Annotated in this window: 12 protein-coding genes; 8 read left to right on the top strand and 4 right to left on the bottom strand. The window is 49.3% G+C overall.

What is annotated here, in order from left to right; translation table 11 throughout:
• Positions 1-45: 45 nt before the first annotated feature.
• The 3 genes from M4J38_RS06455 to M4J38_RS06445 form a co-directional block, all read right to left on the bottom strand.
• Positions 46-1,251: a FecR family protein gene (locus M4J38_RS06455; RefSeq protein WP_251758721.1), complete on the bottom strand. Its 1,206-nt coding sequence runs from the start codon at positions 1,249-1,251 to the stop codon at positions 46-48.
• 78 nt (positions 1,252-1,329) lie between these two features.
• Entirely contained in the window at positions 1,330-1,908 is a 579-nt protein-coding gene (locus M4J38_RS06450) for an RNA polymerase sigma factor (protein ID WP_251758720.1), read from the bottom strand.
• A gap of 112 nt (positions 1,909-2,020) precedes the next feature.
• Positions 2,021-2,518, bottom strand: a complete 498-nt coding sequence (locus M4J38_RS06445; protein ID WP_251758719.1) for an Lrp/AsnC family transcriptional regulator — start codon at positions 2,516-2,518, stop codon at positions 2,021-2,023.
• Positions 2,519-2,659: 141 nt separating this feature from the next.
• Here M4J38_RS06445 and ahcY point away from each other — a divergent pair, with 141 nt between their 5' ends.
• The 3 genes from ahcY to M4J38_RS06430 all read left to right on the top strand — a co-directional run bounded on the left by ahcY (position 2,660) and on the right by M4J38_RS06430 (position 5,487).
• Positions 2,660-3,985 (top strand): adenosylhomocysteinase, encoded by a 1,326-nt coding sequence (gene ahcY / locus M4J38_RS06440; protein ID WP_251758718.1) that lies wholly within the window; start codon positions 2,660-2,662, stop codon positions 3,983-3,985.
• 499 nt (positions 3,986-4,484) lie between these two features.
• Entirely contained in the window at positions 4,485-4,748 is a 264-nt protein-coding gene (locus M4J38_RS06435) for a hypothetical protein (RefSeq protein ID WP_251758717.1), read from the top strand.
• Positions 4,749-4,761: 13 nt separating this feature from the next.
• Positions 4,762-5,487, top strand: a complete 726-nt coding sequence (locus M4J38_RS06430; RefSeq protein ID WP_251758716.1) for a pyridoxine 5'-phosphate synthase — start codon at positions 4,762-4,764, stop codon at positions 5,485-5,487.
• A gap of 317 nt (positions 5,488-5,804) precedes the next feature.
• Here the strand turns inward: M4J38_RS06430 and M4J38_RS06425 are convergent, their stop codons facing one another.
• Positions 5,805-6,647, bottom strand: coding sequence for a hypothetical protein (locus M4J38_RS06425; RefSeq protein WP_251758715.1), 843 nt, complete (start codon positions 6,645-6,647; stop codon positions 5,805-5,807).
• 101 nt (positions 6,648-6,748) lie between these two features.
• Here M4J38_RS06425 and M4J38_RS06420 point away from each other — a divergent pair, with 101 nt between their 5' ends.
• The 5 genes from M4J38_RS06420 to M4J38_RS06400 all read left to right on the top strand — a co-directional run bounded on the left by M4J38_RS06420 (position 6,749) and on the right by M4J38_RS06400 (position 15,105).
• Entirely contained in the window at positions 6,749-7,795 is a 1,047-nt protein-coding gene (locus tag M4J38_RS06420; RefSeq protein ID WP_251758714.1) for a DUF3667 domain-containing protein, read from the top strand.
• 11 nt (positions 7,796-7,806) lie between these two features.
• On the top strand, positions 7,807-8,583 hold the full coding sequence (mazG, locus tag M4J38_RS06415) for a nucleoside triphosphate pyrophosphohydrolase (RefSeq protein ID WP_251758713.1): 777 nt from the start codon (positions 7,807-7,809) through the stop codon (positions 8,581-8,583).
• On the top strand, positions 8,580-12,362 hold the full coding sequence (locus tag M4J38_RS19805; RefSeq protein ID WP_251758712.1) for a HAMP domain-containing sensor histidine kinase: 3,783 nt from the start codon (positions 8,580-8,582) through the stop codon (positions 12,360-12,362). The genes mazG and M4J38_RS19805 overlap by 4 nt, the downstream gene beginning before the upstream one ends.
• 46 nt (positions 12,363-12,408) lie before the next feature.
• Positions 12,409-13,665, top strand: coding sequence for a CinA family nicotinamide mononucleotide deamidase-related protein (locus M4J38_RS06405; RefSeq protein WP_251758711.1), 1,257 nt, complete (start codon positions 12,409-12,411; stop codon positions 13,663-13,665).
• 132 nt (positions 13,666-13,797) lie between these two features.
• The gene (locus tag M4J38_RS06400) at positions 13,798-15,105 is read left to right on the top strand and encodes a dihydrolipoamide acetyltransferase family protein (RefSeq protein ID WP_251758710.1); all 1,308 of its coding nucleotides are present in this window, start codon (positions 13,798-13,800) and stop codon (positions 15,103-15,105) included.
• Positions 15,106-15,544: the final 439 nt, after the last annotated feature.

The following is a 15,544-nucleotide window of genomic DNA, read 5'->3' as shown; positions in this document are numbered from 1 at the left end:
CGGCAGTGTTCCCGCACTTCCGGTTTTTTTATGGCCCTTACTGAATTATTTACTCGATATAATTAGTTTTTTGTTTTCAATTTTATACACGACTCCACTCAACTCCAGTATCTGTAACACTTCCGATAACATCATACTCCGTGGAAACTCCCCCGTTAACGTACCCTTCGGCACACCGTTCTCGTACTGCACTTCCACATCGTACCATCTTTCCAACTGGCGCATTACCTGCGGTAACGCGGCTCCGTTGAAAAGGAACATGCCGTTCTTCCAGGCCACTTCCGCTTCCACATCCACATTTTTCTTCAGCGTCATTTTACCCTCCTGCTCCACCAGTTGCTGGCCCGGAGCCAGCAGCACCGCTTCGGAACCATGGCTCATTTTAACGGCACCTTCCAGTAAGGTCGTTTTCAGCACAGACTCATTGGCATAAGCCATGATGTTGAAGGAAGTACCCAGCACTTCCACTTCCGAGCCGCTCACCATTACGCGGAACGGACGTTGTTTGTCTTTTGCCACTTCAAAATAAGCTTCGCCCGTTACCTCTACCCTTCTTTCGTTTGCCGCGAAAGAAGCGGGAAAACGAAGGGAGGAGGATGCGTTGAGCCAAACCCGGCTGCCATCGGGCAGCATGATGCGGAATTGTCCGCCGCGGGGTGTGGCCAGTTTATGGTAAGCCATTTCGTTGCCCGCACCTGCGCCGGCATCATTCACTTCATACGTGAGTTCACCACCCTTTTTCACCACTTTGATATTGCCATTGGTGGCCAGGTTTCCAGCGGAGGCCACATCCAGTTCAATCACTTTTCCATCTTCAAGGGTGAGTGTGGCTTTATCCGATCCTGGTTGCGCATCGTTCACTGTTTTTTGAGCTACCTGAACAGCTTCCCTCTTTTCAAAGAATCCTCCTATCCATGCCGCACCGGCCAAAACCAACACTACGGCGGCCGCAATGGCAGGAACACGTAACCTGCGCCACATGGATAAGACCGGTGTTGCGTTCATGTCCCGCATGTCCACGATATTGTTCCAGACCCGCGCTTTGGTCTCCGGATTTTCCTGGAAACCATCCTTTGCAATCATTTCCGCCACCTGCAACGCTTCGCGGAAACTTTCGGGATGCAGGGTTTCTTCCCGCAAAAACCGGTTCCAATCTTCGCTGGTTTGATGATCCCTGTTCCTGAACCAGGCCTGGAAATCTTCATCCAGCAGAAAATCATCCAATTTATATTTGGCAAACTCTTTTTTCATCTTATTTCAATAAGGTTTAACAAGGGGAACTGGTATATGACGCAGCTGTTTTTTATTTTACCCCACGCCGCTGAAAAATTATTTTAAAAATAACAGCAGCAACGGGAACGCGTCTTTCAGTCCCTGGATGGCGCGGGCCATCAGTTTGTAGGTCGCTTTCTCGGTCAGACCAAGAATTTCGGCCGTTTCTTCATAAGAAAAGTTGTAATGGTAGCGCAGGTAAATGATTTCGCGCTGCCGTGGCGTAAGGTCTTCCAGGGCTTTTTTCAGTTTTTCCCGCAGCAGCATCAGTTCTTCTTTTTCTTCCAGGGCGGTTTCCAATGAGAAGGCGCCGGGAAATTCACTGCCATCGAGCTGATCGGTACGTGTGGATTGAATTTTCCGTTGTTTGTCGATCAGTATGTTGCGGTACGCCCTGATCAGGTAAGCGGAAACATGGTCGGGCACAGCGAGGGCGGCACGGTTGTTCATGAGTTTCAGGAACAAATCCTGGATCCCGTCTTCCGCAAGCGATGTATTGCCGGTAAATTTTCTGCCGAAACTGAAAAGCGTTTCAAAGTACGCGTCGTACAAGGTTTTCAGCGCCCCATCATCTCCATGGGCAAATGCTTCCCATATCCGGCGTTCCTCCATGTTATTGCTGTTGATACTAGTCATTCATCGGTGGGGCTGATTGATCAAAACCTGTAACCGGTTGTAAAATTAGGAATTAATCCGGCTTTAATTTTCATTGGAAAAGTCGCGCAACCGTTTGCGTAACGAAAGAATTTTAAAAAATGAGGCGGTGCGTTTCCTTAATCTTTCCCATCACAAATACGCTCTGGAGCTGACCGATGTTCTCTACCTGACTGAGTTTGTTGACGTGGAAATCATAATAATCGTTCATATTTTCCGCCACTACCTTCAGCATAAAATCAAATTCGCCGCTGATGCTGTAACATTCCACCACTTCGTTCATCTCCTGGATCAGTTTAACAAACTTGCTTCCCGTGCGCTTACCATGCTCTTTCAGGGAAACATAACATATTACCATCAGTCCCTTCTTTACTTTGGCAGGATCCACCAGGGCCGCGTAACAACTGATTACTCCGGCCTCCTCCATTCTTTTGATGCGTTCATGCACGGGCGTTGTGCTCAGGTGCACGGCGGCGGCTATCTCTCTTACCGTTGCCAGGGCGTCGTCCTGTAGTATTTTCAGGATGGCGATATCTTTCTCGTCCAGAGAGATGGATGAACCAGTATCTGAATTTTCTTTTTGAAGGGTCATAAGGATTGAATTTTATGCTTTTGTTCCGAAAAGATAGCCAAATCAAAGTCATTTGTTCTAAAAAACATGGCAGTTATTTTATTTTTATTCCAAAGAACTATCTTTACGCCCATTATTAATTAACCGCAAAAAGTTTTCAAAATGTCGTCAGCAGCACAACAAATTGATCTCAGCCTTCCTTATAAAGTGAAGGACATGAGCCTGGCAGAATGGGGCCGCAAGGAAATTAAACTTGCAGAAGCCGAAATGCCCGGTCTGATGTCTATCCGTGAAGAATATGGTCCTTCACAGCCCTTGAAAGGTGCACGCATCGCAGGATGTTTGCACATGACCATCCAAACCGCCGTACTCATCGAAACCCTGGCCGCCCTGGGTGCCGAAGTACGCTGGAGCTCCTGCAACATCTTCTCCACACAGGACCATGCCGCCGCAGCCATCGCCGCTACCGGTATCGGAGTTTTCGCCTGGAAAGGACAAACGCAGGAAGAAGCCGACTGGTGCATTGAACAAACCCTGTTCTTCGGCAGCCACGACCGCCCCCTGAACATGATCCTCGACGACGGTGGTGATCTTACCAACATGGTATTCGACAAATACCCTGAAATGATCGCCAATATTAAAGGGCTGAGTGAAGAAACCACTACCGGTGTTCACCGCCTTTACGAAAGAATGGCGAAAGGCACCCTGCCCATCCCCGCCATCAACGTGAACGATTCTGTTACCAAATCCAAATTCGACAACAAATACGGTTGTAAAGAATCACTGGTGGACGCGATCCGTCGTGCCACAGACGTGATGATGGCCGGTAAAGTTGCCGTTGTGGCAGGTTATGGCGACGTAGGTAAAGGTTCCGCTGAATCACTCCGTGGTGCAGGCGCACGCGTGATCGTAACTGAAATCGACCCCATCTGCGCCCTCCAGGCCGCTATGGACGGATTTGAAGTGAAGAAAATGACCAACGCCGTGGCTGAAGCCGATATCGTTGTGACCACCACCGGTTGCCGCGACATCATCACCGGCGAGCATTTCAGGAAGATGAAAGACAAAACCATCGTTTGTAACATCGGACACTTCGATATCGAAATCGACGTTGCCTGGCTGAATACCAACTATGGTCATACAAAAGATACCGTGAAGCCCCAGGTAGATATATACAATGTAGATGGGAAAGACATCATCCTGCTGGCCGAAGGTCGCCTCGTGAACCTGGGTTGCGCCACCGGTCACCCCAGCTTCGTGATGAGTAACTCCTTCTCCAACCAAACGCTCGCCCAGATAGAACTGTGGCTGAACCACGAGAAATACGAGAACAAAGTATACGTACTGCCGAAGCACCTTGACGAAAAAGTGGCACGCCTGCACCTGAAAAAGATCAGCGTGGAATTGGATGAACTGACGGATGCGCAGGCTGAATACCTGGGTATTTCTAAAGAAGGTCCGTTTAAACCGGAGTTGTACAGGTACTAGTTTTAATGTTGGATTTTGAATGATGGATTGTGGGGTTAGGTTTGAGGAGTAATTTCTGATTTGAAATCCGGAATATTATAGAAAGGCTGTCAGATGGGGATAATTCCTTATTTGGCAGCTTTTTTGGCCTCACCCCGCCCCCTCTCCCGGGGGAGAGAGGCATAGTTTATGGTAGTTGATGAGTTATTGGGTAGCGAGAAGCCATTCCTGTTATGATGAATAGCTTATTGGTAAGTGAAACGCCAATCAGGGTATGCCATTTTTTCAAAAAAGACGTTACTTATCCTATTCCAAATCCGACATTTATTTTTTAGCCTTGAAGCCGTTACACTTTAACCTCGAATATATTGGGGTTATTTATAAGGCAGCCACCACACGGCAAATAATCTGAATGATGAATTGAAGCCACCCCATTCAAAATTCATCATTCAAAATTTAAAATTCCCCGATTCGAATTTCTTGCACAGTTATTGTGGTAGTTCATCCGAATCATTTAATCATGCAGTTGGAGTTTATAAAGAATATTCAGTTTACTGAACTACTGAAATGCGAAGGAAGGTTGAGAGAGTTCAACTTCAGAAAAGTACATTCATTCCCCGAAGGATTGTTCACCGTTGATGTTTGCGACGACCGTGGCAACAGGCTTATGTTTAAACTCATCCGGGAGAACGGGCACTGGAAAATGCATACGGAAATGCCGCTTCCCGCCTGGATACTGGAAAAAGAACAGGCGCTCGCCGGAATTGCCGAGGAGAATAAATAACTAACTTCGCGGCATGAAGGAACATGCCAAACTTTCGGTCAATATCAACAAGATCGCCACGCTCCGCAACAGCCGCGGAGGAAATACACCCGATGTTGTAAAAGCAGCCATTGACGTGCAGCTTTTTGGCGCGGATGGCGTTACTGTGCACCCACGTCCCGACGAGCGCCATATCCGCTACCAGGATGTGCGCGACATCAAACCTATTATTACCACGGAGTTTAATATAGAAGGCAATCCCAGGGAAGAAAAGTTCATTCAACTGGTATTGGAAGTGCGCCCACACCAGGTCACACTAGTTCCTGATGCCGACGGGCAACTCACCAGCGACCACGGATGGAACACCATTGAACACAAGAACTACCTCGTAGAAACGATCAATATTTTCCGGAACGCGGGTATCCGCACCTCCATATTCGTGGATCCTGTGGTGGAAATGGTGGAAGGCGCGCTGGCCACGGGTACCGATCGCATTGAATTGTATACTGAAGCTTACGCGCGGCTGTTTCCCGCCAATAAAGAAACGGCTGTGGCGCCTTACCGATCAGCGGCGGCAAAGGCGGTGGAACTGGGCCTGGGCATTAATGCGGGCCACGACCTGGACCTGAAGAACCTGGCGTTTTTCGCGCAGGAAGTGCCTGGGTTGCTGGAAGTATCTATAGGGCACGCATTGATTGCGGATGCGTTGTACCTGGGGTTGGAGAATACGGTGCAGTTATATAAACGGTGCTTGGGGTAGGTGTGCCTGTTTTTTGTGTATCTCTTTCACGCAACTGCTTTGTGCTTCGCACAGCGCAGACGCAAGGGAGCCAAGACGCAAGGCGTTGTTTGTGGTGAAATAGCTTGTATTTTGAAATATTATTGTTGGTTAAATCCTAATGATACGTCAGTTCTTGTTTAGGATATGAACAGGTCAAATAAATGGCACTAAACAGAAACTTTTTCAGGGATAAATGCTGATGAAAATATGCAAGAATAACCCAAGGTTCTCCAAAACCGAACAGCCCCTTGCGTCCTGGCTCCCTTGCGTCTTTGCGTGAAAAAAAAACGCATAGCCTACCGCTCATACGCATACGTAATTCTTCCCATCATCTCCTTCTGCTTATCCAAAGCCGTTTCGCTCAGTTTCAGGCCCGCGGCATCATATTGGTACACCCACGTGAGGTAGTTGCTACTGTTGTTCGGAATATGCACCGTTTTCACCACCCTTCCGGCGCTATCATATTCAAACATATAATCCGGTAAGAGACGGCGCGCTTTGGTATTGTACCGTACGATATCGGAAAGACGGCCCTCCTGGTTGTAATAGTAATAAATGGTTTCGGAGCGGCGAGGAGAGAAAATCGTTTTTTCTTCCAGCACTTTACCGGCTTCATCGGTGATGAACGTCACCAGCGTGGTATCCTTTCCATTGAGGATGCGCACCATCTGTTCCGGCGCCCCTTTGGGAGTGTACTGCCACTGGTGCTCTTCTTTTTGTTCGAAAGCATCTTTCAGGGAACGGATGGTGGTGGTGAGCGACTGCAGTTTTCCCTGCGGGGAATAAGTATAGCTCGTGGTGGTGACATTGCCATCGGTACTGTCTTTTACCTGGAGGAGGCGGCCATTGGGGTCGAAGAAGGTCTTCATGTTCGAATTTCCGCTGAAATCGGTGCGGGTAATGGTGGTGAGCTGGGTAAAATCCGGACTCACCAGTTGGTAGCACATAAAATTCCGGGTAACGGTACGGTCGGCGTCCAGGCTCTTCAGGGTCACCTTTTTTACCTTTTCGGCGGCGTACAGCTTTTGCGTGGACACGGTTTGTTCCACGGCCACAATATCTTTATAATAATGCTGGGCATTTGCGGAAACGGCGCTCAGTAATAATAAGGCAAGGACACTTCTCTTGATCAGGTGCATCTGCAACAGGTATTTAGGCTATAGAAACGTTCAAATTTACTGATATCTTTTGCACGGCCTGAAATTTATCCTACTTTTAAAACCGAACCATCCATTACACTGTGTCACACGGGAAAGAACGCCACGATAAACATTGTCTGAACTGCGGAACCCTGGTTGCAGGGAGATTCTGCCAGGAATGCGGCCAGGAAAATATAGAACCGCAGGAAACCTTCTGGGGGCTTGTTACCCACTTCTTTAACGACATTACGCATTTCGACGGAAAATTCTTCCGTACCGTGCGGCTGCTGTTCCAGAAGCCAGGATTTCTTTCCAAAGAATATCTTGAGGGGCGCAGACAACAATACCTGAATCCCATCAGGATGTACATCTTCACCTCCGCGCTTTTCTTCCTGATTTTCTTTTCCATCACCAAAATCAACCTGGGAAACCCGGAAAGTTCCACCAGAACCCGCAATTTAGAAAGATTGCGCGCACAAGCCGGTAATCTCATGGCAACGAAAGATTCGGTGCAACTGGTGAAAACGCTGGACAGTATTTTCGTGCTGCAATCCGATTCCGCGAAAACCCCGGGCGGCTTCAGCGTGGGCGTTGCCGACCAGAAGTACAGAACAAAAGACGAGTACCTGACTGCGCAGGAAAAATTACCGGCATCCCAAAGAGATGGCTGGTTCAGCAAAAAGTTTAAACTCCGGACGCTGAATATGAACGAAGATTACAGCGCTAACCCCAAAGCTTTTCTTGAAAAACTGGCGGATGGATTCCTGCACCAGTTCCCCAAGATACTTTTCCTTTCCCTACCCATCTTCGCGCTTACGTTTCAATTGTTGTACAGGCGAAAGCGGAACATCTGGTACACCGGACACGGCATATTCAGCATTCACCTGTACATTTATTCCTTCCTGCTGCTGCTCGCGTTCTTCCTTTTCCGCTGGATGAAAAACTTCGGCATGAGCGGCTTCTGGGGCTTCCTGCAATTTGTATTGTTCCTATATTTCTATTATTACATGTATAAGGCGATGCGGTATTTTTATGGCGACGGCAGGGGAAAAACACTGGCGAAACTGGTGTTGCATAACTTTATTTCCCTGTTCACTTTCACCTTCCTTACCGTGTTCTTTTTCCTTTTCATCACTTTCTTCGCCTAAACTGAACCGATATGCAGCAACCGCTTTCAGACGCTTTCCTCCGATTAGTGCGCATCATGGATGAACTCCGGGAGAAATGTCCCTGGGATAAAAAACAAACTATCCATACCCTTCGGCAGCAAACCATTGAAGAAACCTACGAACTCACCGATGCCATTACGGGTGAAGACTGGAAGGGCATCAAAGAAGAACTTGGAGATTTGCTGCTGCACATGGTATTCTATGCTAAAATCGGCACCGAACAGGGAAAGTTTACCTTAACAGATGTCCTGGAAGGTATTTCTGATAAACTGGTTTCCCGGCACCCCCATATTTACGGTGATGTGCAGGTGAACAATGAGGAGGACGTAAAACGCAACTGGGAACAACTGAAACTGAAAGAAGGGAAAACCTCCGTGCTGCAAGGTGTCCCTAAATCGCTTCCCGCGCTGGTGAAAGCGATGCGGCTCCAGGAAAAAGCCAAACAGGTAGGCTTTGAATGGGAGAACGCACAACAGGTTTGGGAGAAAGTAGAAGAAGAAATGCAGGAACTGAAAGAAGCCGTTGACCACGGCGATGCACTACATACGGAGGAAGAACTGGGCGACCTTTTCTTCTCCCTCATCAATTACGCACGGTTTTTGCAACTCGACCCGGAAAACGCTTTGGAACGCACCAACCGCAAGTTCATTTCCCGCTTTCAGCAAATGGAAAAAATAGCCGCCGAACAGGGAAAAGGCCTTCAGGAGATGACGCTCCCCGAGATGGACGACATCTGGAACAGCGTGAAAAAAGATGAACCCCGGTGATTGCACAACTTAAAAGGATTTTCTACCTCAACGGCTACCTGCTCATCGCAGCGGCTTGGCTGTTCACGCTGTCTTTCATTTTCAGCAATTACCTTTCTTATACCTCCTCTATCAAAGGTGTTAAAAACTCGCTCCAGGAACGGGTATATACTTATGAAAAGGATTTCCGCGAATTTGTGACGGATACCGCGCTCATGCGTCGCCTGGCCGAAGACAAATACACGGAACGCGGGCTGGAAAAGGCCGTGGACAAAGCCTACGGATTTTACCTGTACGATGTGAACACCTGGCAGGAATACAAGCTGGTGTTCTGGAACAACCAACGCACCGAACCGGAACACAACCGGCTGTTCTGGGGCGATACCACCAGGTTCCGTAACCTGGCGAACGGGCAATATGTGATGTGGCAGAAAGCCATTCCCCTGAACGGGAAAAGAATCCTAGCTGTAGGATTGCTCCAGGTGCGGGAAGAATATTTTATCCGGAATACTTATCTCCAAAAGCGGTTCATCGGTCTTTCAGGTGCCGAAGATCTTTATAAAATAACCGATGCACCCAACGAATACCGCATCACCGACCTGAACGGGAACAGTCTTTTTTACCTGGATTACAAAAGCAATGTGCGTGTAGTGGAAAAACCCGACTGGGTGTCCATTGTACTACGTTTGGCCGGTGTACTAATGGTACTGTTCTTCATTCAGACGCTGGCCGAACAAATCGCGGCCAGAAAGGGCGCATGGGCAGGTGTAGGTGTTCTGGCGGGCACTGTGGCATTTATCAGACTGCTTTCATATCACATCCCCATCCCCTTCAGGTTCAGGGATTTTGAATTGTTCGATCCCACCATCTTCGCTTCAGATTTCGTACACCCTTCCCTTGGCGATCTGCTCATCAACGCGCTGCTCTTTTTCTGGATCATCCTGTTCACGCGCAACAAACTCGCGTTTGCCAAAGTATCCTTTTCCACCTGGGCTAAATGGAAAAGATGGGTCATGATGATCGTGCTGAACGTATTCCTGCTCACCGCCACTTATTATGTGTGTGACGTGATCAAAAGCCTGGTAAAAGACTCGACGGTCGTTTCGCTGAATGTGACGGACTTTTTCAGTCTGAACGAATACTCCGTGGTCGGATTCGTGATCCTCTCCTGTATCAGTCTGGGTTATTTTTACCTGCTCCAGCTCCTGCTGAAAGTAGTAGACGCCCTTTTCCCGAACGAACTCTACATCAAATACCTGGTCCCGGCTATCATGGGACTCGTCTATCTTACCATCCTCAGTTTCGGTAAAATCACGGGGCTGCAGGTATTCACCCTGTTCTGGCTTATCCTCATCATCTGGCTCAATTCCAGGCAGGTATTCTTCGCGGGCAAGATCAGGCTTAATTTTGCCGGCACCCTGTTCTGGCTCTTTATTTTCTCCGCATCCATCACTGCCGTACTCATCGAAGAGAACCGGACCAAAGAACTGGAACAAAGAAAGAACCTGGCGGAGAAACTCTCGCTCCAGGCCGATCGCTCCAGCGAAAGACTATTGAGCATAGCGCTTACTTATATCGACAACTATTTCCTGAGCGCCAATTTCCACCAGTTCCACGATCCCGAAAGCAACCGTGCGCTCAAGGAAAGGCTGATCAACATGAATTTCAGTGGTTACCTCAATAAATACGACACCAAACTTTATACCTACGACGCAGCCGAACTGCCACTCTACAACGAAGATTCCACTTCTTACAACACACTGAACACCATTTTAACCGTACAGGGTAAACGAACCAATATCCCGGGACTCTTCTACGTTGAAACAGCATTCGACAAGTTCAGCTACATCAGTAAAAGAGAAGTAACCGATACCGCCAACCAGACATTGGGCTACCTCTATTTTATTTCCAAACCGAAAAAGTACAAAGGCGAAGCGCTTTCCCCCGAACTGTTCAAACAACCCGGCGATTACGATCCCGAATATTCCCCCTTCTATTCCTACGCCGTTTACAACAAATACGAACTGGTCAACAATTACAAGGAATACCCCTTCCCCACCCGACTTGATAAAAAGAACCTGCCGGTGGAAGATATCAAGATCATCAACCGGGGAGATTACGATGAACTCTGGTACAAAGTTGCTTCCGACAAATATGTGGTGATCGCGCGGAAAGTGAACTCCCTCATGGAAGCCATCACTTTATTCGCGTATATATTCTGTTCATTCCTTGCATTGGTGGCGCTTTTCAGGGTGGTATCGCTCGTCATGCGCTCCAGGTTCAGGTGGCGCTACCTCCGGGAAATGTGGCAGTTCAACATCCGCACGCAGGTTCACAGCACCATCATCTTCATCTCCCTTTTCTCCTTCGTGGTGATTGGGGTGGCCACGATCTCCTTCTTCATCAACCGGTACAACAACAACAACCGCGACAGGCTGAGCCGCGCCATGCAGATCATGGTGAATGAAGTAAAGAACAAAATGAAGGACCACGCGATCTTCGATGATGTGCTGAAACTCTATGAAACCGGCGCCGATGGGCAACTGGTGGCGCTGATTGAAGAGATATCCGAGATACACAACGCCGACGTGAACCTCTACGACCTGGATGGAAGACTGCGCGCCTCCTCCCGGCAGATCGTTTATGACAAAGGCATCCTGAGCGAAAACATCCAACCCGAGGCGTATTACAAACTGCACGTGCAGAACCAGGTGCAGGTGGTGCAGCAGGAGAACATCGGCAAACTGGAATTCCTCAGTATTTACGCCCCGGTGCGGGATGAACAGGGTGAACCATACGCATACCTCAATATTCCTTATTTCGCTTCTGAAAAAGAGCTGAACCAGGAAATCTCCAACTTCCTCGTTACCATCATCAACCTGAACGCATTCATCTTCCTGGTGGCCGGGGTCATCGCGCTGTTCATCGCCAATCGCATTACCCAGTCGTTTTCGCTGATCGCAGATAAAATGCGGGACGTGAACCTGGGAAAAATGAACGAAGAAATCTCCTGGAACCGCGATGATGAGATCGGCGACCTGGTGAAAGAATACAATAAAATGGTGCACAAACTGGAAGAAAGCGCCGTGGCCCTCGCCAAAAGTGAACGGGAAGGCGCCTGGCGGGAAATGGCGCGGCAGGTGGCGCACGAGATCAAGAATCCGCTCACGCCCATGAAGCTGAGTATCCAGTACCTGCAAAAAGCCATCGACAACAACTCCGGCAACGTAAAGGAAATGACCCGTAACGTGGCCTCCACCCTCATTGAACAGATCGAACACCTCGCGAAGATCGCCTCCGATTTCTCACAGTTCGCCAATATCGGGAACCCGCGCAAGGAAAGGTTCGACTTCCATGAAATGATGGACAAACTCATCAGTCTGTACCAAACCAATGAAAACCTCGACGTACGTTGGGAGCCTTTACCAGAAAGGATTTGGGTTTTCCAGGACAAAACCCAGATGAACCGGCTGTTCACCAACCTCCTGCAGAACGCCTGGGAAGCCTGCCAGCACGATGCCAGTTGCCTGGTGGTGATAAGGGAAGAAAAAAACCGCGGCAATGAATACCTCCGCGTAAGCATCGCCGACAACGGAGAAGGTATCCCCATCGAAATGCAGTCTAAAATATTCACGCCCAACTTCACCACCAAAACCTCGGGTACCGGGCTTGGACTGGCCATGTGTAAAAGCATCGCCGAGCAGGCCAAAGGAAAGATATGGTTTGAAACCAGTCAGGGAGAGGGTACCGTTTTCCATGTGGAAATTCCCCTGGCCGATACCGATACCGAGCTCCCGTAATCGAAATATTTACCGAAATTGTACGCTCAAAAATAACAGGGCTTTGATGAACCAGATAAACGCCGCCATCATCACCATCGGAGATGAACTATTGATAGGCCAGACGATAGATACCAACAGCGCATGGATCGCGCAGGCACTGAACCAGACCGGCATTTCCGTTAAAAGACGCGTGGCGGTTGGCGATCAGAAAGCCGCCATCATCCAGGCGCTTGACGAAGAGCGGCGGAACGCTGACGTGATCCTGCTCACAGGCGGCTTGGGTCCAACCGCGGATGACATTACCAAACCCTTGCTGTGTGAATATTTCGGCGGAAAAATGGTGGTGAATGAAGCAAAACGCGCGCACATCATCCATCTTTTCAGTGAAGTACTGAAACGCCCCATTATAGAGAGGAACCTGAAACAGGCGGAAGTGCCGGATGTATGCACCGTGCTGCTCAACGAGCGGGGTACCGCGCCCGGCATGTGGTTCGAGCAGGATGGAAAGATATTCGTTTCCATGCCCGGGGTTCCGTTTGAGATGATGGGCATCATGAATGAAGATGTGCTGCCCCGGCTCCGCGAAAAATTCGCGCTTCCCCCGGTATTGCACCGTTCCATAGTAACCGCTGGTATCGGAGAATCGTTCCTGGCGGAGAAGATAGCCGGTTTCGAAGCCGAGCTTCCGCCACACATCAAACTGGCGTACCTCCCCAATTTCGGCATGGTGAAACTGCGTTTATCCACCACCGGGAGTGCGGACACTAATGCGGAGCAGGAACTGGAAGCGCTGCACGGCCAGCTGCAGGAAGCGGTAAACGACGTGATGGTAGTAGCCGAAGACCTTACTATTCAGCAATACATCACCCGCCTGCTCAACGAAAAAGGTGCCACCATGAGTACCGCTGAAAGTTGCACCGGCGGTTACATCGCACACATCATCACTTCCCTTCCCGGATCATCGCAGGTATACAAAGGTTCCGTGGTTACTTACGCGAATGAGGCCAAAATGAATGTACTGGGCGTAAAACAGGAAACGCTAAAAGCCTTTGGTGCGGTGAGCGAACCCACGGTGCAGGAAATGGCCAAAGGCGCGCTGCACCTTCTCCAAACGACTTACACCGTTGCGGTATCCGGTATTATGGGGCCCGACGGCGGTTCTCCTGAAAAACCGGTGGGCACCGTAAGCATCGCGACCGGCAGCGCGGAACGGATTTATACCCAGACCTACCACCTCCGTTACGCCAGGGAAAGAAACATAGAACAGACGGCCGTACTGGCACTCAACCAGTTGAGACGCTTCATTTTAGGACTGGTATAGGCGGTTTCCCCGAATTGGTTACCTTTGCCCCGATTGCTTGCCATAAAAGTGCGACCGGCTTCCCGGCTGCATGTGCTTTTATTGCATCAGATCGTACGCTAAACTAAAACAAACACAAAATCTGACAGTAACATGGCTATGGTTGATCTTGTAATGCCGAAGATGGGTGAAAGTATCATGGAAGCGACTATTCTGAAATGGCACAAAAACCCCGGAGATTATGTAAAGATGGACGAAACCCTGCTGGAAATCGCCACGGATAAAGTGGACAGCGAGGTGCCCTCCACCGCTGAAGGTACGCTGGAAGAAGTACTTTTCCAGGTGAATGATGTGGTATCCGTTGGTACCGTGATCGCAAGGATCCGTACCGGTCAGGAAGCAACATCCGCTTCTGCCGCTCCTGCTCCCACCCCAACGCCCGAATCCAATGAGGTTCCTGCCACAGAAAACACTGCCGTAGTTCAGGAAGAAAGGCCTGTTACCAATGGCGGTGCGCGTTTTTACTCCCCACTGGTGCTGAACATCGCCGGCAGCGAAGGTGTTTCCCTCTCCGAACTGGAAAATATTCCCGGGTCCGGCAACGATGGCCGCGTCACCAAAAAAGACATTCTGCAATATGTGGCCGATAAAAAAGCCGGTAATGTATCCGCACCGAAGTCCATGGAGATCATGGTGAAACAGGAAGAACCCCGTCGCACGCCTGAAACATCCGCCCCCGTATCTTACTCCGGCAATGTAGAGATCATTGAAATGGACCGGATGCGCAAGATGATCTCCAAACACATGATCGAAAGCACGCAAACCAGCGCCCATGTTACCAGCTTCTCCGAAGCGGATGTAACGAATATGGTGCTCTGGCGCGAAAGAGTGAAGAAAGATTTTGAAAAGAGAGAAGGCGAAAAGATCACGTTCACCCCATTGTTCGTGGAAGCCGTGGTGCGCTGCATCAAAAAGTTCCCCTGGCTCAACAGCTCCGTAGAAGGCGATAAAATCATCGTAAAAAAAGACATCAACATAGGCATGGCCGCCGCCCTGCCCAACGGCAACCTCATCGTGCCAGTGATTAAAGGCGCGGACCAGCTCAACCTGGTGGGTCTCACCAAACAGGTGAACCAACTCGCCAATGCCGCCCGCAACAACAAACTGAAACCCGACGATACCGCAGGTGGCACTTTCACCCTCACCAACGTAGGCACTTTCGGCAGTATTATGGGTACCCCCATCATCAACCAGCCGCAGGTCGCCATCCTGGCCGTGGGCGCCATCAAAAAACGTCCCGTAGTAATTGAAACGGAACAGGGCGACTCCATCGCCATCCGCCACATGATGTACCTCTCCCTTTCTTATGACCACCGCATTATAGATGGAGGATTGGGTTCAACGTTCCTGAACGCGGTGACGAAGGAGTTGGAGAATTTTAATCCGGAGAAGGAGTGGTAAAGCCTCACCCCGCCCCCTCTCCTGCAGAGAGGGGCAATGTTTGTCGTATTCGAATAGTTATTGGGGCGTAGGGGGATTTGTGTTGAATGATTGTATTGGTAAATACTGAAAGGTATCTTTGAGCCGTTGTTTTAAATAGGAGGAAGAACAATCTTGTTAAATAAAATAATAAGGCGTGCCCAAATTCCGGCACGCCTTATTATTTTATTTAGTGCATAAATGCAGCTTTCCGCGTATATACAAGAACGTAATACTATCCTCTTTAAAAAAATCATGCTTCCAACTAATCAAGGCTCCGCGCCGTTGCGCCGTTGCGAGAAATAAAATCTCTCCGAAATAAACCACTCCAAACACAAACAACGTTGCGAGGCACGAAGCAATGCATCCTTGCTCCTGCGAGACTGCGAGGCATGAAGCAGGAAGCAGTGCGCTGCGCAGT

The organism is Parasegetibacter sp. NRK P23, assembly GCF_023721715.1.
In the GTDB taxonomy this organism is placed as follows: Bacteria; Bacteroidota; Bacteroidia; order Chitinophagales; family Chitinophagaceae; genus Parasegetibacter.
This window is presented reverse-complemented; position numbering and strand designations above follow the sequence as displayed.

Excerpts from the sequence above, each read along its gene's own strand:
- M4J38_RS06400 (WP_251758710.1), top strand. The coding sequence starts at position 13,798 with ATGGCTATGGTTGATCTTGTAATGCCGAAGATGGGTGAAAGTATCATG.
- mazG (WP_251758713.1), top strand. The coding sequence starts at position 7,807 with ATGCAGCAACCGCTTTCAGACGCTTTCCTCCGATTAGTGCGCATCATG.
- M4J38_RS06405 (WP_251758711.1), top strand. The coding sequence starts at position 12,409 with ATGAACCAGATAAACGCCGCCATCATCACCATCGGAGATGAACTATTG.
- ahcY (WP_251758718.1), top strand. The coding sequence starts at position 2,660 with ATGTCGTCAGCAGCACAACAAATTGATCTCAGCCTTCCTTATAAAGTG.
- M4J38_RS06445 (WP_251758719.1), bottom strand. The coding sequence starts at position 2,518 with ATGACCCTTCAAAAAGAAAATTCAGATACTGGTTCATCCATCTCTCTG.
- M4J38_RS06455 (WP_251758721.1), bottom strand. The coding sequence starts at position 1,251 with ATGAAAAAAGAGTTTGCCAAATATAAATTGGATGATTTTCTGCTGGAT.
- M4J38_RS06430 (WP_251758716.1), top strand. The coding sequence starts at position 4,762 with ATGAAGGAACATGCCAAACTTTCGGTCAATATCAACAAGATCGCCACG.
- M4J38_RS06450 (WP_251758720.1), bottom strand. The coding sequence starts at position 1,908 with ATGACTAGTATCAACAGCAATAACATGGAGGAACGCCGGATATGGGAA.
- M4J38_RS06425 (WP_251758715.1), bottom strand. The coding sequence starts at position 6,647 with ATGCACCTGATCAAGAGAAGTGTCCTTGCCTTATTATTACTGAGCGCC.
- M4J38_RS06435 (WP_251758717.1), top strand. The coding sequence starts at position 4,485 with ATGCAGTTGGAGTTTATAAAGAATATTCAGTTTACTGAACTACTGAAA.